The 17,543-nt window shown below is 36.2% G+C and carries 18 protein-coding genes; 9 read left to right on the plus strand and 9 right to left on the minus strand.

All coding sequences use genetic code 11. The features are described from left to right. Positions 1-11: 11 nt before the first annotated feature. The gene (gene rsfS, locus BLQ00_RS11045) at positions 12-383 is read right to left on the minus strand and encodes a ribosome silencing factor (protein ID WP_093144277.1); all 372 of its coding nucleotides are present in this window, start codon (positions 381-383) and stop codon (positions 12-14) included. Between the two features lie 85 nt (positions 384-468). Here rsfS and BLQ00_RS11050 point away from each other — a divergent pair, with 85 nt between their 5' ends. Next, complete coding sequence (locus BLQ00_RS11050) at positions 469-1,200, plus strand: biotin--[acetyl-CoA-carboxylase] ligase (protein WP_093144279.1); 732 nt, start codon at positions 469-471, stop codon at positions 1,198-1,200. Here the strand turns inward: BLQ00_RS11050 and BLQ00_RS11055 are convergent. Next, positions 1,197-1,589 carry an orotate phosphoribosyltransferase gene (locus BLQ00_RS11055; RefSeq protein ID WP_093144280.1) on the minus strand — a complete coding sequence of 131 codons (393 nt, stop codon included), beginning with the start codon at positions 1,587-1,589 and terminating at the stop codon, positions 1,197-1,199. The genes BLQ00_RS11050 and BLQ00_RS11055 overlap by 4 nt on opposite strands. A gap of 46 nt (positions 1,590-1,635) precedes the next feature. Beyond that, entirely contained in the window at positions 1,636-2,289 is a 654-nt protein-coding gene (gene pyrE / locus BLQ00_RS11060) for an orotate phosphoribosyltransferase (RefSeq protein WP_093144282.1), read from the minus strand. 7 nt (positions 2,290-2,296) lie between these two features. Between pyrE and BLQ00_RS11065 the strand changes: the two genes are divergently transcribed. Further along, positions 2,297-2,920 (plus strand): NUDIX hydrolase, encoded by a 624-nt coding sequence (locus tag BLQ00_RS11065; protein ID WP_093144283.1) that lies wholly within the window; start codon positions 2,297-2,299, stop codon positions 2,918-2,920. Here the strand turns inward: BLQ00_RS11065 and BLQ00_RS11070 are convergent. Then, positions 2,888-4,633, minus strand: coding sequence for a M14 family metallopeptidase (locus tag BLQ00_RS11070; protein ID WP_093144285.1), 1,746 nt, complete (start codon positions 4,631-4,633; stop codon positions 2,888-2,890). The genes BLQ00_RS11065 and BLQ00_RS11070 overlap by 33 nt on opposite strands. A gap of 252 nt (positions 4,634-4,885) precedes the next feature. Between BLQ00_RS11070 and BLQ00_RS11075 the strand changes: the two genes are divergently transcribed. Together BLQ00_RS11075 and BLQ00_RS11080 are read left to right on the plus strand one after the other, a co-directional pair. Then, a complete protein-coding gene (locus tag BLQ00_RS11075) occupies positions 4,886-5,725 on the plus strand; it encodes a T9SS type A sorting domain-containing protein (protein ID WP_093144286.1) in 840 nt (279 codons plus the stop codon). A 204-nt stretch (positions 5,726-5,929) separates the two neighbouring features. Beyond that, entirely contained in the window at positions 5,930-6,871 is a 942-nt protein-coding gene (locus BLQ00_RS11080) for a T9SS type A sorting domain-containing protein (protein ID WP_093144288.1), read from the plus strand. 174 nt (positions 6,872-7,045) lie between these two features. Here BLQ00_RS11080 and rho read toward each other — a convergent pair whose 3' ends face one another. Beyond that, positions 7,046-8,773, minus strand: a complete 1,728-nt coding sequence (rho, locus tag BLQ00_RS11085; RefSeq protein ID WP_093144289.1) for a transcription termination factor Rho — start codon at positions 8,771-8,773, stop codon at positions 7,046-7,048. 194 nt (positions 8,774-8,967) lie between these two features. Here rho and BLQ00_RS11090 point away from each other — a divergent pair, with 194 nt between their 5' ends. Further along, positions 8,968-9,378, plus strand: a complete 411-nt coding sequence (locus BLQ00_RS11090) for a DUF4293 family protein (RefSeq protein ID WP_093144291.1) — start codon at positions 8,968-8,970, stop codon at positions 9,376-9,378. A gap of 204 nt (positions 9,379-9,582) precedes the next feature. Here BLQ00_RS11090 and BLQ00_RS11095 read toward each other — a convergent pair whose 3' ends face one another. Continuing rightward, entirely contained in the window at positions 9,583-10,074 is a 492-nt protein-coding gene (locus BLQ00_RS11095; RefSeq protein WP_093144292.1) for a metallophosphoesterase family protein, read from the minus strand. Between the two features lie 146 nt (positions 10,075-10,220). Between BLQ00_RS11095 and truA the strand changes: the two genes are divergently transcribed. Continuing rightward, on the plus strand, positions 10,221-10,967 hold the full coding sequence (truA, locus tag BLQ00_RS11100) for a tRNA pseudouridine(38-40) synthase TruA (protein ID WP_093144294.1): 747 nt from the start codon (positions 10,221-10,223) through the stop codon (positions 10,965-10,967). A gap of 27 nt (positions 10,968-10,994) precedes the next feature. Beyond that, positions 10,995-12,758: an ABC transporter ATP-binding protein gene (locus BLQ00_RS11105; RefSeq protein WP_093144296.1), complete on the plus strand. Its 1,764-nt coding sequence runs from the start codon at positions 10,995-10,997 to the stop codon at positions 12,756-12,758. A 6-nt stretch (positions 12,759-12,764) separates the two neighbouring features. Here BLQ00_RS11105 and BLQ00_RS11110 read toward each other — a convergent pair whose 3' ends face one another. Genes BLQ00_RS11110 through folP form a run of 3 tightly spaced genes read right to left on the minus strand, consistent with a single transcriptional unit; the run spans position 12,765 to position 15,147 of the window. Next, a complete protein-coding gene (locus BLQ00_RS11110; protein WP_093144297.1) occupies positions 12,765-13,541 on the minus strand; it encodes a DUF3667 domain-containing protein in 777 nt (258 codons plus the stop codon). Between the two features lie 7 nt (positions 13,542-13,548). Beyond that, entirely contained in the window at positions 13,549-14,322 is a 774-nt protein-coding gene (gene cdaA / locus BLQ00_RS11115) for a diadenylate cyclase CdaA (protein ID WP_093144299.1), read from the minus strand. 54 nt (positions 14,323-14,376) lie between these two features. Continuing rightward, positions 14,377-15,147, minus strand: a complete 771-nt coding sequence (gene folP, locus BLQ00_RS11120) for a dihydropteroate synthase (RefSeq protein WP_093144661.1) — start codon at positions 15,145-15,147, stop codon at positions 14,377-14,379. A gap of 107 nt (positions 15,148-15,254) precedes the next feature. On the opposite strand from folP, the gene BLQ00_RS11125 reads away from it, so the two are divergent. Both BLQ00_RS11125 and BLQ00_RS11130 read left to right on the plus strand, forming a co-directional pair. Continuing rightward, positions 15,255-15,797, plus strand: coding sequence for a DUF1599 domain-containing protein (locus tag BLQ00_RS11125; RefSeq protein WP_093144300.1), 543 nt, complete (start codon positions 15,255-15,257; stop codon positions 15,795-15,797). 31 nt (positions 15,798-15,828) lie between these two features. After that, a complete protein-coding gene (locus BLQ00_RS11130; RefSeq protein WP_093144302.1) occupies positions 15,829-17,541 on the plus strand; it encodes a BT_3928 family protein in 1,713 nt (570 codons plus the stop codon). The last annotated feature ends 2 nt before the right edge of the window (positions 17,542-17,543 follow it).

The raw sequence follows: 17,543 nt of genomic DNA on the forward strand, positions 1-17,543 counted from the left end.
ATTTTATTTTTTTAATAAGTAGTTTCTATTTTAACTGTTTTCGCGTCACCCCATAATCCTTCTATGTCATAAAACTCGCGAATATGTTTTTGAAATACATGCACCACTACGTGTACATAATCAATCAATATCCACTCAGCATTATCACTACCTTCAATGTGCCAAGGTTTTTCTTTGAGCGCTTTGCTTACAGTTTTTTGAACTGAATTTACAATTGCATTCACTTGTGTGTTTGAAGTACCATTGCAGATAATAAAATAGTCACATACGGTGTTTTCTATTTCTCTAAGGTCAAGAATATCAATGTCTTGTCCTTTTACTTCTTCAATACCTTTTACTATTTGAGTAATAAGTTGGTCGGTTCCTTTTTCTTTCTTCGACATTAAAAATTTTTATTTGTGCAAAGTTATTACTTTTTTGTTTCTTTAAACACTTTGCCAACATAATAGTAATACATTCTTTTTCTCCGTGAAGATAATCAAACTTAATGCCATTGACTCCACAAATACCTACCTAAAAGACTTAAGTAGGAATGTAACGGTACAAGACGGTACCATTGTAACAGCAGAAGCACAGACGCAAGGTAGGGGGCAAATGGGCTCAAAATGGCAATCTAAAACAGGGCGAAGCCTTACGTTTAGTGTGTTTAAGCGATTTCACGGGCTGCCAATAACTCAGCAACCTATGATTGCTTTTGCAGTGGCATTAGCACTGCAGAAGGCGCTTCAAAAGCTGCAAATTCCAATGGTTTCTATTAAATGGCCTAACGACATAATGTCATATCAGAAAAAAATATGCGGCATTTTAATTGAAAATCAGTTGGAGGGTTCTAAAGTTATAGCTTCCGTAGTCGGAATTGGCTTAAATGTGAATGAAACTGAATTTATTCAATTACCACAAGCCACTTCAATGCGATTGGCTTCAGGAATACAATTTAATTTGGATGAAGTACTGGTTCTTGTTTCTGAAGAAGTTTTTAGGCAATTACAGGCTTTAGATGAAGGAAATTCAGAAGTACTAAAACAAACCTATGAAGCGTCATTATTCCGAAGAAATAAGGTGACTGCTTTTGAAAGTAAAGATGGAGTGCAATTTAATGGAATTATAAAAGGAGTTGCCGATACTGGGGAACTCCTTTTAGAAATTGAAGACGAATCGCTTCAAAAATATGAGGTGAAACAATTGAAAATGCTCTTTTAAAGCTTTCCTAGGTTTTCTGAAAGTGTTTCTATAAATTTTGAAATAGGTCCTTTAATCATCATAGCCATCATGCTGTTAAACTCTCCCGAGAATAACAATTCAGCTTCCGAAGAAGTTTCGTCTATGGCTTGAATGTTACTAGTTAGTGTAAAGGGGATTTTATCACTAATTGCACCAAGAACAACTTTTTCTGGCGCTTGAACTTCTTTTACTTCTAATGCGATTTCTGGCATTCCTTTTAATGCAAATACAAAAGCGTCGTCTCTGATAACTTCAAACTTGCTAATATTCTCTGGCATTAATTGTTCAAAATTCTTAACGTCACTTAAAAAATCACAAAGTGCCGAAGCAGATTTTTGAACGGTTACTTTTTTACTATTTAGTTCCATAGGAAAGATTTGTTTTTTTATATGACTATTTAAACAACAATTGTGCCTAGTTATTTGTGTCTGGATTCCAGTTCGCAGGATCTGTTTTCCATTGGGATAATAACAAAGCTTCTTCAGCCGAAATGTAATTTGTGTTTTCTGCTTGCACTAACAAGTTAGAATAATCACTTAATGTGTTTAACTGAACGTCGTGCTTTTTAAAATTTTCTTCAGCAATATCAAAACCATAGGTAAAAATGGCTACCATTCCTTTAACGTTTACATTCGCTTCTCGAAGGGCATCCACGGCTAACAAACTGCTTTTTCCAGTGCTGATAAGATCTTCTACCACCACGACATTTTGATTCGCTTCAATATAACCTTCAATTTTATTTTGACGTCCGTGCTTTTTCGCTTCCGGACGAATGTAACAGAAAGGTAGGTTCAAATAATCGGCAACAAGAGCACCAATACCAATGGCTCCCGTAGCAACTCCTGCAATAGCATCTGGCTTTCCGTAGAGCGTTTCAATTTGCTTTGAAAGCTGCTCGCGTAAGAAATTACGAATCGGCGGATATGACAGTGTTATACGGTTGTCGCAATAAATTGGCGATTTCCAACCAGAAGCCCATGTAAAAGGTTTTTGTGGTTGTAATTTAATTGCATTAATTTGCAGAAGTAATTCGGCAGTTTTGTGTGCCGTTTCTTTGTTTAATATCATACTGCAAATGTATAAAGTTTTTGTCAAAGAAATTCCTATCATTCTCTCAACAGAGAAAAAAATTGGTAGTAAATATACCTCTATCCCATTGAAGGAGGTAAAATTTAAAAAATTGATAGAGAAAATTAACAACGGCGAGCTGCTGTATGTTAACATCTATCATAAGAACGAAGAGAAGTTAGAACAATTTCTTCGGAAGAAACTTCCTGTGGTTGAAGCAGGCGGCGGAATGGTATACAACAACAAAAAAGAAATTCTTTTTATCCGTAGAAACTCAAAATGGGACCTTCCGAAAGGAAAGGTTGAAGAAGGGGAAAGCTATGAAGATGCCGCAGTTCGTGAAACGATGGAGGAAACAGGTGTTAAAAATCTGGAAGTCCGCCGTTTTATAAAAAAAACCTATCATATTTTTCAACGAAACGAAAAGTTTAAACTGAAAATCACGTATTGGTACGAAATGTACAGCGATTACGATGGTGTTTTAATTCCAGAAGAAAAGGAAGGTATCAAAAAGGTAAAGTGGAAGAATTTCGAAAAATCCCAAAAAGCACTTCAAGACTCCTACGAGAACATAAAACTTCTTTTTCCGAAAGAATATTTACTCACGCACCCGAACGATCGGATATCGTAAATGCGCTTTTTCGTAATTAGGCGATTGTTTGTGGATCCAATCTAGTTGTGCATACCAATTTCCTGCAAAATTAGGGTCTGTCGCCTTTTTAGTTTCAAACTGCGCTTTAATTTCTGGGTTATTTGTCAAAAATATGTCGGCTTGGTCTTCCCAAACATACGGAGAGAAGCCTTCTTTTTGCTGTAAAATTGGATCGAAAAAGTTCCAGTTAAAAAAGGAATCTACGGCTGAAGGTTCTAAGGTTTCTAGAATATATCGAATTCCTTCCTGTTGGGTATCCACAATGTAATCACCCTTTCGAACCGCTGTTTTTTCTGAAAGTGTCGTTGTTGTGGTTTTGTAATGCAAGTAATGACCTTCGTAAGGACTATTTCTAGTTTCATAACTTTTTATAGCATAGACTTCAGTTTCTATAATAGTGTCTTTTTTTAATTTGGTGAACTCTATGTCATTCAGCTTTAAAAGGTCGATTACGTTCCAATATCCCTGCGGAATTATATATGCTTTTGGGATTGTAATGCTGTCTGAAGCTTTAAAATAGTTGTAGTATGTAAGCTCTTTGGTAAAAGGTTTGTTTCGATCGTATTTTAGTCTGTTAGTACCTGTAATGGTGCTCGGTATTTGTTCGCCTTCGTATCCTTTAAATTTTAGCGTGCTCGTTTTAGAACTGTCAACTTTCCAAGCAATAGGGTAGTAGTTGTTTGTTTTGTAGTTTAAAGGAGCGTTTTTCCGAAGTTCAGTAACCAATTCAGCATCTTTATCGGCAATATTGATGAAGCTTTTCATGAGTTCGTAGGTTCCTTCTACGCGTTGTTTGTAGGGTTTCAGCATGTGCGTTTCCACCATCATTCCAACCGTGTTAAATAATGTAGTGTATCCTGTAGAATAACGAGGCGAGTCCATGAACTGAGAAAAACCACCTTCAGGTGTTCTGTTAAATACATTTACATAGGGTGTGATGTCCCATTTTTTAAGTTGTAATGAGTCTTCAAGTTGTGGCATTAAGGACGTGTGAACGTAATTTCCTAATGGTCCGCCAAGTTTGTTGTGCTGTGTAAATAAATGGGTTAATGCATATTGATAATCAGCACCATTACTTACGTGATTATCAATAAAAAAAGCGGGTTTTATACTTCTGAAAAGTTCTTTAAAAGCACGCGCATTTTTAGTGTCGGCTTTAATAAAATCTCTGTTAAGGTCGTAATTACGGGCGTTTCCGCGAAAACCGTATTCTTTCGGGCCATTTTGATTGGTACGCGTGGTGCTATTTCTATTTAAGGCGCCACCAATATTATATACTGGAATGACTGCGATAATTGTGTTTTCGGGAGCGCTTAGTTTTCCTGTAGCAAAATCTCTTAACAGCATCATGGAGGCATCAATCCCGTCACTTTCGCCAGGGTGGATTCCGTTATTGATTAGAAAGATATTTTTTTTATTTTCTTCGGAAAATTCCGATTCAAAACTGCGATTTGGGTTAAACGTAACTAAATGAAGCGGTTCTCCACTATCTGTTTTGTCCATCGTGTAGATTGAAATAGACGTATATGCTTCAGAAAGATGCGTGTAATATTCAATAACTTCAGCATACGTTGCCGTTTCTGTTCCTTCTGAAATTTCAAAAGAGGTTGTGAAGTTAAATGTAGTTTCTTTTTTTTCCGAAGAACAAGAAAAAAGAATCAGGATTGAAAGTGAAAAGAATACGTTTTTCATGCTGTAAATTTTAACAAATATAAGGGATTGTATTTGATAATTATTAAAGCGCTGTCAATGAGGCATTGGTGATTAAGGCTGCAAAAATTTTTCTTTATTCTAAATTTTAACACTTCAAAATCGTGGATGCAATTCGCTGTTTATTAGTGTTTTAATAATGAGGGTGAGGTGTTAAGTTGAAAATGATATTTTTTATAGGCTTTTTTATAATTTCATTTTAATATATTCGCTACTCATTTTAAAAAAATAGTTATGAAAAAAATTACTTTATTAGTAGCTGCATTAGCAGTTACTGCGTTTGTGAATGCACAAACTACAATGTCACATTCAACAGATCAAACTGATATTACAGGAAGTGTAGCATGTGCTGATAACACATCTGGAATTTCAACAGATAATAGTTTTTGGAGATCTTATACTCCTGCAGATTTTGGAGTGACTGATGAAATGGCTGTTACTCAAGTAGAATTTGCAGTAGGTTCTTCAGATTTTGCTGTTGCACCTTATGCAGTAACAGTGAATCTTTATTCTTCTGATGCTACTTTTCCAGCTGGAAACTTTACATTATTAGCTACACAACAGGTTCCTGTTTTAGAATCTGATGCTGGTACTATTTTAACTGCAACGTTAGATACTCCTTTTAACATTGATTCAACTTCTGAAGTTATTGTTGAGGTAGCTGATGTTGATGAAACAGTTAACTTCCGTATTGGTCAAAACACTTTAGGTGAAACTGCTCCTTCTTATTTAACATCTGTAGGTTGTGCTATTACTGAGCCAACTACTACTGAAACAATCGGATTCCCTGATGATTTCATTATTAATGTAGTACTTGATACTGCTCTTGGTTTAGATAACAACAGCCTTGCTGGAGTTTCTATCTACCCAAACCCTGCTTCTGATGTATTAAACGTATCTGTTCCTTCAACTGTTGAAGTAACAAGTGCTGTTTTATATGATGTATTAGGAAAAGACACTGGTGTAAGTTTAGTAAACGGAGCTATGAATACTGCAAACCTTGCAAGAGGAGTTTATATTTTAAGTATCAACACTACTGCTGGTTCACTTACTGAAAAAGTTGTAAAAAACTAAGTAGTATTTAAAACTAATATTACTAGAAAAGCCTCACGAAAGTGGGGCTTTTTTTTTGTGTATTAACTACTGTGAATTGGTTGGAAAAAGAATTGTAATTTTTAGAATAAAATGGATTTTTTTATTTTTTTTGGTACGACATGATAATTAGTTACTTGTGGTTTATTATCTTTATTTGATATTAATCTTTAAATAACTAACATAATGAAAAAAATTACGGTAATCTTTTTATTCGCATTTGGTACTACATTTGCGCAACAAGCAGAAAGTTTTAGTGAGGTTCTTAGTAATTCTTCTACAACAGTTCAAACGACTTCTAATCAGGAAGCTGTTGTTATTAGCGGCGGTGATGGAGCTGAAAGTATAATTGATACCTATACAACTCTTAATGGATTTAGTGATGCAGTAGGAGATAATTGTTCAGATACGACATTAACATCAGAAGATTTTGCAGGAGGTCCTAGTGGAATCACAGAATGTGGAATTGTAATAAGTAATGCAGGTGATGGATGTTATGCTGCTGGAGAATTAGAACTTGGCTTTGATGTGATGGCTTCTAATAGTACGAATGTAATTAGTATTCCTGGAGGAGCTATTGGTAATGTTGATCCGCTTGTGGGAGCTAATACTTTTACAGAATATACTATTATTAATTTTGCACCAGATGTATATGCTGTTGGAATGGATCTTTGGGAAAACAGTGATCCATCGGTTGATATCAGAGTGTTTGGAACTGGAGGTGCTTTAATAGATGTTTTAACTATAGCTGTACCAGTTGGAGTACAAACATTTTTTGGTGTAATTGCTGATGAGCCAATCACAAAAATGGAAATAGAAGGTATTAATGGAAGTGGAGAGCTTTTTGGAAACTTCTTATTTGGTGCGGACTGTGGAGTAGCGGGTGTGAATGATACTTTGTTATCTCAAGTGTCAGTGTATCCTAACCCAGCTTCAGATGTATTAAACGTAAGAGTTCCTGCTACAGTAGAGGTGAAAAATGCTGTTTTATACGATGTATTAGGAAAAGATACGGGTGCTAGATTAGTAAATGGTTCTTTAGATATAGCTGACCTTGCAAGAGGAGTTTATATTTTAAATATCAACACTACTGCTGGTTCACTTACTGAAAAAGTTGTAAAAAACTAAATAGTATTTAATACTATTAGTAGTAAAAGCCTCACGAAAGTGAGGCTTTTTTTATGCGGTATAGGCTGGTGTGTTGCTAGAAAGAACAAAGATTAGTTCTAGCTATTGTACAAAAAAAGCGTCAATTACAAGGTGTAATTGACGCTTTTCATATTCTAAATAGAATGGTTTAAATTATCCGTTCATGGATATTAAAAACTCTTCGTTGTTTCTTGTATTCTTGATGCGGTCATTGATAAATTCCATCGCCTCTACAGGATTCATATCGGCTAAGTATTTGCGAAGTACCCACATACGCTGAATTGTAGTTTCGTCAAGTAATAAGTCGTCTCTACGTGTGCTTGAAGAGGTAAGGTCGATAGCAGGGAAGATTCTTCTGTTAGATATTTTACGATCCAACTGAAGCTCCATATTACCAGTTCCTTTAAATTCTTCAAAAATAACTTCGTCCATTTTAGATCCAGTTTCAGTAAGAGCCGTAGCAATTATAGTTAAAGACCCACCATTTTCAATATTACGAGCCGCTCCAAAGAAACGTTTTGGTTTGTGTAATGCATTTGCATCCACACCACCACTTAATATTTTACCACTTGCAGGTTGTACGGTATTGTAAGCACGTGCTAAACGAGTAATAGAGTCTAAAAGAATAACTACATCGTGACCACATTCTACCAAACGCTTTGCTTTGTCAATTACTAAATTGGCAACGCGTACGTGTTCAGTAGCTTCTTTGTCAAATGTTGACGCGACTACTTCACCTTGTACATTACGCTGCATGTCGGTAACCTCTTCAGGACGTTCGTCAATTAATAAAATAATTTGGTATACTTCAGGATGATTTGCTGCAATTGCATTTGCAATATCCTTAAGCAACATCGTTTTACCTGTTTTAGGTTGCGAAACGATCATACCACGTTGTCCTTTTCCGATAGGTGCAAATAAATCTAAAATACGTGTCGAAATAGTACTTTGTCTGTCTGCTAAATTGAATTTTTCCTGAGGGAATAAAGGAGTTAAGTGCTCAAATGAAACACGATCACGAACCACATTTGGGTTCAAACCGTTTATTTTACTCACTTTAATAAGAGGGAAGTATTTTTCACCTTCTTTAGGAGGGCGAACTTCCCCTAATACAGTATCTCCTGTTTTTAGTCCGAACAAACGAATTTGCGATTGTGATACATAGATATCATCAGGAGACGATAAGTAATTGTAGTCACTAGAGCGTAAAAATCCATAACCATCTTGCATGATGTCTAGAACACCTTCGCTTTCAATAATCCCATCAAACTCAAAATCCGGTTCTCTATAACGATTACGAGAATCTTTATTTCCGTTATTTCTATTGTCTTTATGGTTGTTGCTTTGCTTATTATGATCTCGGTCTCTTTGTTGTTTTTGACGTGGCTCCTTAGAAGAGTTGTTATTGTCTCTTTTGTTAGGTTGCCTTTTATTGTCTTGTTCTTTTTGAGGTGCTGCAGGTTTAGCATCTTCTGTTTTAGAAACAGTATCAGATGTCGTTGCAGTTGTTTTTTCTTCCTCTTTTTTTGGAGCTCTTGGCTTTGGTGTATTTTTTTGACGGTTGTCTGTACGTGGCTCACGTTTGCGCACTTCGCGTGGTTGTGGCTTTTTGTGAGTACTTTCGGTTGCGTCTTTAGGAGCAGTTGTTTCTTGTTTTTCTTTTGGCGTAGCTGCCTTTTCAGCTGGTTTTGCTGCAACAGGCTCTGCTTTAGCTTCTGGAACAATAGCTTTTACGGCTTTAGGATTGGTTGCCTGGTAATCTAGAATTTGATATACAAGGTCTAGTTTTTTTAGGGACTTAAATTTTGGGACATTTAAGGTTTTAGCTAATTCCTGAAGTTCGGGAAGCTTTTTTAATTTTAATTCTGAAATTTCAAACATTTAAAATACTATAAGTTAATGGATATACTGTTTCCCGTTGGGAGATGTATCGTTCTGAAAATTAATTGAAGACTAAGTAACCTTGATTGAAGTGGTTACGAATTGTTACTGCAATTATACAACAATAAATTATATTCTTCATTTATATTTTTAAAAAGAAACTGTATTTTTGCTTTTAATTAACAACATTGTCAATGTTACAACGCATACAAACTATATACCTTATTATCTCTGCGCTAGTCATGGGATCGCTTTATGTGTGGTTTCCTTTAGTTCAAGATGCAGCTGGCGTAGTTATTATAGATCGAAGTGAACCATTAGTTTTTGGACTGATTTTTATTTCTATTGTTTTGATAATTATATCAATTCTAAGTTTTAAAAAACGACAATTACAATTTGTATTAAATCGTTTAAACATCATATCAAACTTTGTATTACTGGGAGTTTTCGTTTATAGGTCGCTAACATTATCCGGAGAAACTTTGGTTTCTGAGAAGGGTATTGGGGTGCTACTTCCTATCATTTCTATCGTTTTTTTAGTGTTGGCCAATAAGGCTATTAAAAAGGACGAGGATCTCGTAAAATCTGTTGACCGTTTACGCTAAACCGATCTTAGTATATTAGTGCGAACCCCTTTAGGATGCCACCTAAAGGGGTTTATTGTTTTAATTAACAGTTTGTAGCGAGTAGTTTTAGGACGCTTCACATGTTGAGAAAAGAATGGAGTATTTATTTTTGTGCAACAAATAAATTAAATTTTTCACAAGTCACAAGTCACAAGTCACAAGTCACAAGTCACAAGTCACAAGTCACCGCTTAAACTCTATCACTTCTAAATTCTGAATGTTTTTCCCATCTATTTCAAAACGAAGCATGGTTCGTACTTGATGAAACCCATGTGTGCCTATAGCACCTGGATTCATATGAAGAATCCCTCTTTTTTTATCATTCATTACTTTTAAGATGTGCGAATGACCCGATATAAAGATGCGCGGCGGATTGCTATAAATTTCCTCTCTAATGGCGGGACTGTACCTTCCTGGATAACCGCCAATGTGTGTAATGAGCACTTCTACATCTTCACAATAAAATCGATTGTTCAACGGAAATTCAACTCTTGCCTTTGCATCATCAATATTTCCATATACAGCGCGAAGCGGTTTTAGGGCCTTCAAAGTATCGGTCACTTTTAAATCGCCAATATCGCCAGCATGCCAAACTTCGTCGGCTTGTTTTACATACGAAATCACTTTGTCGTCTATATAACTATGGGTGTCACTAAGAAGGAGTATTTTTTTCAAAAGAATAGGGTATTAAGCGACAAAGTTACATCAATAATCTCTTAGAATTTTTGGTTCTACTCACTTTCCGAAGGACTCTGAATAATACTTTTAAAAAGGATGACGGACGATGAGTATTTTGTAAATTTGAACTTTACAAAAAAGATTTGCGATACTTTATTGAAATTAGCTACAAGGGAACCCATTATTTTGGGTGGCAAAGACAACCGGATGCAATTAGTGTTCAGGAGGTTTTAGAGCAGGCCTTATCTACATTGCTTCGGAAAGAAGTTAAGGTTATGGGAGCTGGGCGTACCGATGCAGGTGTGCATGCAAAGCAGTTGTATGCCCATTTCGATTTTGATACCATTGAAGATTCTTCAGCGTTGGTATTTCGGCTTAATTCGTTTCTTCCGAAGGATGTTTCAGTAAAAACTATTTTTCAAGTAGCTGAAGATGCACACGCACGCTTTCATGCTTGTGAAAGAGAATACGAATATATTGTGACGCTCGGGAAAGACCCTTTTTCTGAAGGATTTAGTCATCAACTACATCACAAACCCGATGTAGCTTTAATGAATACAGCCGCCGCTTTGTTATTAGAGTATAAAGATTTTCAATGCTTTTCACGTTCCAATACAGATGTAAAAACTTATTTTTGTATTGTAAAAACAGCATATTGGAGGTTGGAGGATAACCAGTTAATTTTCACTATTGCTGCCGATCGTTTTTTACGAAATATGGTCCGTGCCATTGTAGGTACTTTATTAGATGTTGGTTTTCAAAAAACAACATTGGATGAATTTAGAACCATTATAGAAGGTAAAAACAGAGTGAATGCGGGCGCTTCGGCACCTGCGAAAGGACTCTTTTTAACCAAAGTGTTATACCCAGAAGAAATATTTAAAGTTTAAACAGATACCCAACTACGCGGTAATACTATGGCAGATTCAGGCAATGCATTCGATTTTAAATTATTTAAACGGTTATTAGCGTTCACAAACCCGTACCGTCTTATTTTCTTTTTAGTAGCATTCACTGCTGTGGCAATGTCGGTGCTTTCGGTGTTGCGTCCGTATATTTTACAGAAAGCCATAGACGAGTCTATTGTGCCTAAAGATTATGAGAATTTCATGTTCTTCTTAGGGATTATGCTCGGAACACTCTTGTTGGAGGTAATTTTTCAATTTGTATTTGTTTTTTATACCACGTGGCTCGGACAAAATGTAATCAATGATTTACGAGTAAAGCTTTTTAAACTCATGACGGGTTTTAAAATGCAGTATTACGATAAAAGTGCGGTGGGGCGTTTAACGACGAGAGCTGTAAACGATATTGAAACCATTTCGAGTATTTTTAGTGAAGGCTTATTCATGATTATAAGTGATTTACTGAAAATGGGGGTGATTGCAGGGTTTATGCTAACACAAAGCTGGCGATTGTCTCTGATTGTTTTCGCAATTCTACCTGTTATTTTATATGCAACGCGTGTGTTTCAAAGAGCGATGAAAGTGGCTTTTGAAGATGTACGGAATCAGGTGGCGAATTTAAACTCTTTTGTGCAAGAGCGTATTACAGGGATGAAAATTGTACAGGTTTTTGTGCGTGAAGACACCGAATACAAGCAGTTTAAAGAGATTAACGAAAAACATAAAAAAGCGTGGATTAAAACGGTGTGGTACAACTCTATTTTCTTTCCTATTGCTGAAATGTCTTCGTCGGTTGCCATTGGTTTGTTAGTTTGGTATGGTGGTTTAAACGCAGCACAAGGCGGTGTTGTTTCGCTGGGTATGATTGTCGCTTTTATTGAATTATCTCAAATGCTCTTTAGACCCTTACGTCAAATTGCCGATAAGTTCAACACTTTGCAAATGGGAATGGTTGCTGCCAACCGTGTGTTTGCAATTTTAGACACCAAATCTCATATTGCAGATGAAGGGACAAAGGTTTTAAAAGAAACAGAAGGGCATATTGAGTTTCAAAAAGTCCGTTTCGGCTATATTGAAGATGAAGAAGTGATTAAAGATATTTCGTTTTCAGTACAACCAGGAGAAACCATTGCAATTGTAGGGGCTACAGGCGCAGGGAAATCGACCATTATTAATTTATTGAATCGTTTTTACGAAATAAATAGTGGTACCATTTTGATTGACGGAGTTTCAATTAAAGAATATACTTTAGCATCATTGCGAAGTCATATAGCGGTGGTATTGCAAGATGTATTTTTATTTGCAGACACCATTCTGAACAACATTACGTTAAATGATCCATCAATTTCTGAAGCAAAAGTAATTGAAGCAGCAAAAGAAATTGGAGTGCATAAGTTTATTGAAAGCTTGCCAGGGGCATATCATTATAACGTGAAAGAACGCGGTACGATGTTGTCTTCAGGACAGCGTCAATTAATTGCTTTTTTACGAGCCTATGTTAGCAAACCAAGCATTCTTGTCTTAGATGAAGCAACCTCTTCTGTCGATACCTATTCCGAAGAAATGATTCAGATGGCTACCGATAAAATTACCAAAGGAAGAACCTCCATTGTGATTGCGCATCGTTTGGCTACTATCAAAAAAGCCGATAAGATTTTAGTAATGGATGCTGGTAAAATAGTAGAATCTGGAACTCACAAAGAACTTCTTAAAAGAGAAGATGGGTATTACCGAAACCTTTACGAAGTGCAGTTTGCAACCGAAACAGCAGTCTAGCTCAGTTTAACTAGGTTGCAGTGATCCCGTTAAAAACATATAAATTCCGATGCAAATAATAATCGCAAGATAGAATAAGAGCATAATCGGAATAAATAAAAGCGTTTTCAAAATTGTTTTTATAATACTAAGGCTGTATAATCTTTTCAGTACAAAGGAATAATACAAAATGATAGCGGGCACGGAGACAATCGCAATGATGGCGAATAGCCCTTTAAAAGGAATGGTTAGAAAGTAAATAAGTGTCATCACAATGGTTCCATGTGAGTACGCATACATGTTAATTAATAAGTGTTCTGCAAAGTTGTATTTTTTGTTTTTTAAGAAAACGATTCGAGAAATGAGTGCTAAAAGAGGAATTGAGGCAAAAGAAATTAATGTTTGGTATTCTATCGTCGCTTGTAGTACGTTTTCAGAAACATCAGGGTCATTAGGGTTCTGTTTTGCCATCAAGCTTCCTAAACTTTCTAATGAAGCTGGGAAAAAATTACTAAATACAAACCAAAAGAAGGAAGAAAGCGTAACGGCAATGGTAAAATAACCAAATGCGTTAATATATTTTTTTCGAGTGCCGTCAATGTAGCTTCCAATGACAACTTCAGGTTTGCTAAAAAGACCTAAAAAAGTACGAATGGGTTTGCTTGAATCAATGCTTAAAAAGCCTTCATACACTTCCGAAGCGATATAGCCTAGGGTGATTCTATTTGTAATAACTTTTGCGCCGCAATTACTGCAAAACTTGTCGTTTGAGGAAAGTGGAAATTCACAGTTTTTACAGTTCATGCTTCTATTAGCTTAAATCTTTTGTAATTACTTTTGTTAACTCTTCAAGTGTTTCATACAACACAAAATCTCCGTCTTTTAAGTATGAAATTTGTCCGTTTTCTTCAGAAACCACCAAGCAAACGGCATCGGTTTTTTCAGTGATTCCAACGGCAGCTCTGTGTCGAAGTCCGAAACGCAACGGAATTTTACGATCGTTAGAAACAGGCAAGATAACCCGTGTTGCTGTAATTTTACTGTCTTCAATAATCATGGCACCATCGTGCAGCGGACTGTTTTTAAAGAAGATGCTTTCAATAATAGGTTGGTTGACTTCAGCGTTCATTTCGTCTCCACTATTTTTCACAAAATCGAGACTGTTGTTGCGCTTCAAAACAATAAGTGCTCCTGTGTGGGATGCCGACATTTTTTTACACGCTTCCATAAGTGCTTTAATGTTGGTGGACGATTTTGTTTCTTCGGAAAGGAATTTAAAACGATTGAAAAAGCGACGTCTGGCATTAAAATTTGTAGAACCTAGCATCAATAAAAAACGACGAATTTCTTGCTGAAAGACAACAATTAAGGCAAACATTCCAACTCCTAAGAAGCCTCCTAGAATTTTACTTAAAAGCTCCATTTCTAGAATTTCGGTCAATCTCCAAATTCCGTAGATAATCACAATTCCAACAAAAATATTGATGGCTACCGTCCCTTTCACCAATTTGTACACATAATACAAAAGCAAAGCGACAAGCACGATATCAACAATGTCTATAATTCGTATGTCTAGAAATTCCAAAAGAGTGTGGGTTTTTGTAAAAGTACTTTAAAATTATTGAAAATAGTAAGATCCTTATTTGAGGTTTTGCGTTAATTTGATGCATTCGACCGCTTCAGAAACATCGTGTACACGAAGTATGTTAGCACCCTTAGATACAGCAATCGTATGTAAAACGGTGCTTCCGTTTAAGGCGTTGTCTGGAGTAGTTTCTAAGGTTTTGTAAATCATAGACTTTCTCGATACACCGACCAAACAAGGGACTTCAAGTTGTTTAAAAAGATCTAAATGCTTCAGTAGTTCAAAATTTTGATCTTTAGTTTTTGCAAACCCGAAGCCTGGATCTATAAGTATATCGTTTATTCCTGCAGCTCTGGCTTCTGCAATTTTTTCAGAAAAAAAGAAGATGACTTCTTTCGTAATAGTTTCATAATCGGTTAATGCAGCCATTGTTTGTGGTGTTCCGCGCATGTGCATCATACAATAAGGAACGTTGAGTTTGGCTACTTCGGAAATCATTGTTGGGTCTATTGTGCCTGCCGAGATATCGTTTACTAGCGCAGCTCCAGCTTCCACAGCTTGTTTTGCTACTTCACTTCTGAAGGTGTCGATAGAAATAAGTGCCTCTGGAAATTCGTTTAAAATGGCTTCGATAGCAGGAAGTACGCGTTGTAATTCTTCCGCTTCAGAAACCTCTTCGGCGTTGGGACGCGAGCTGTAACCGCCAATGTCTAAAAAGGTGGCGCCTTCGTCTAACATGGTTTTTGCTTGTGCTACAATTTCTCTCGAAGCAGTTGTTTTTCCGCCGTCGTAAAAGGAATCTGGGGTTACATTGATAATGCCCATTACTTTTGGATAGGACAGGTCTATTAACGTACCTTTACAATTAAGTGTTCGCAATTTTTTAATTTAATTTATTTAAGCGAAATTTACGCAAAATCTTACACATTATTATGGCAGATACTTCAAAACAATACAGCGCGGTAATTGAAACCTGTAGAGCGTTGTTTGTCAATAAAATGAAAGACTATGGAAGCGCTTGGAGAATCTTACGTCTGCCTTCATTAACCGATCAAATTTTTATAAAAGCACAGCGTATTCGCGGTTTACAACAAAATGCAGAGCGCAAAGTAGATGAAGGAGAAAGTGCCGAGTTTATTGGGATTATTAATTATTCTATCATGGCCTTGATTCAGCTAGAGCTTGGTGTGGTAGAGCAACCCGATTTAGGTATTGAGGAAGCAACCCGTCTGTTTGATGAAAAAGTGGCTGTGACCAAACAATTAATGCTCGATAAAAATCACGATTACGGAGAAGCTTGGCGCGATATGCGGGTGAGTTCGTTAACAGATTTGATTCTTCAGAAATTGTTACGTGTAAAACAAATTGAAGACAATCAAGGAAAAACGTTAGTTTCCGAAGGAATAGATGCCAATTATCAAGACATGATTAATTACTCAGTATTTGCGCTAATTTTATTAGAGCAAGAAGCATAAAAATAAAAAAACGCTATTTAAAAGAACTACTATGAAGCTACTCGTTGCCATTTCAAGATTTCTCGTCGGAGCCTTATTTATTATCAGCGGATTAATAAAATTAAATGATCCCGTTGGTTTTTCGTTTAAACTGAAAGACTACTTTGCTCCCGAAGTTTTAAATTTAGAGTTTTTGGTGCCATACGCATTGGTAATCGCAATTTTTGTGGTGATTTTTGAAGTACTTTTAGGAGTGATGGTACTGATTGGCTATGCTAAAAAGTTCACGGTTTGGAGTTTATTGTTAATGATTGTGTTTTTTACGTTCCTAACCTTTTACTCAGCGTATTTCAACAAAGTAACCGACTGTGGATGCTTCGGAGATGCGATCAAACTAACCCCTTGGGAGTCGTTTACCAAAGATATTATACTGTTGGTATTCATCCTTATTTTATTCTTCGGAAGGAAATACATTCAGCCTATATTTTCAAAGAACATCAATAGCATTGTCGTATTTGCATCATTTGTAGTTTGTTTGGCAATTACCTATCATGTATTACAGCACTTGCCAATTATCGATTTTAGACCCTACAAAATTGGAAACAATATCACGGAAGGTATGACGGTTCCTGAAGATGCTCCAAAACCTATTTTTGAGTACGATTGGAAGTTTACTATAGATGGCGCTGAAAAAGTGATAACAACCAATGGAGATTATCCAAAAGTAGATGGTGAGTTTGTAAGTGTTGATACACGAGAAATTCAGGCGGGATACGAAGCGCCAATTCACGATTTCACGATGGAACGTGAAGATAAAGATTATACAGCCGAGTTTTTAGCAGAAGAAAATCTTATTGTTGTGATTGCGTATAATTATAGTATGACCGAAAAAGAAGGGTATGCTAATGTTCGTAAAGTAACCAATGAAGCCATTAAAAAAGGATATAAAGTAATTGGGTTGTCAGCTTCTTCGCAGGCGATTATGGAAGACTTGTCGGAAGCATACAAACTTAATTTCAAGTTTTACTTTTGCGACGAAACTACTTTGAAAACTATTGTTCGAAGCAATCCAGGAATTCTAGAATTGCAAGAAGGAACCATCATGCAAAAATTACATTGGAATGATGCATTGCAATTACAATTAAACACCTTAGAAAATGCAAAACCAAACTTAGATTTTGATGTAAAACGTCGTTTGGATAGTATCGCAGTATTAGATCAAAAATACCGAAGATTAATGCAAGCAAGTTCTCCAGAAGCTCTAAAAGAATTAGGAGAGTCTATGGGATTAAGCAAAGAGGAATACACAGGCGATCTAATGCAAATGCAAAAAGCGGTAGATGGTTCTAACATGGCATTTGTTGAAGATTATTTTAAAACCAAAGGCTATCCTGGGAAATCGGTAGTAGGTGAGGAGTCAAGTTTGGCTGCGTGGTATGTACTACAGCACAATCCTGATAAAATAGAAACGTACTTGCCATTGATTAAAAAAGCTGCGGAAGCGGGAGAAATTTCAAAACGTTCGGCAGCAATGATGGAAGATCGTTACTTAATGAACGAAGGGAAGCCACAAATTTATGGTACACAAGGAATGACTTTCGATGATGAAAGAGGATCGTTTATTTGGCCTATTGAAAATCCGGAAACTGTAAACGAACGTCGTGCGGCTGTAGGATATGACGAAACAATTGAAACTTATGCGAAAACATTGTTTGGAGAAGATTTTGAATACAAAGTAGTATCCATAGATGATGTAAAACAATAACG

Origin of the sequence: Ulvibacter litoralis (assembly GCF_900102055.1) — a bacterium.
GTDB lineage: Bacteria > Bacteroidota > Bacteroidia > Flavobacteriales > Flavobacteriaceae > Ulvibacter > Ulvibacter litoralis.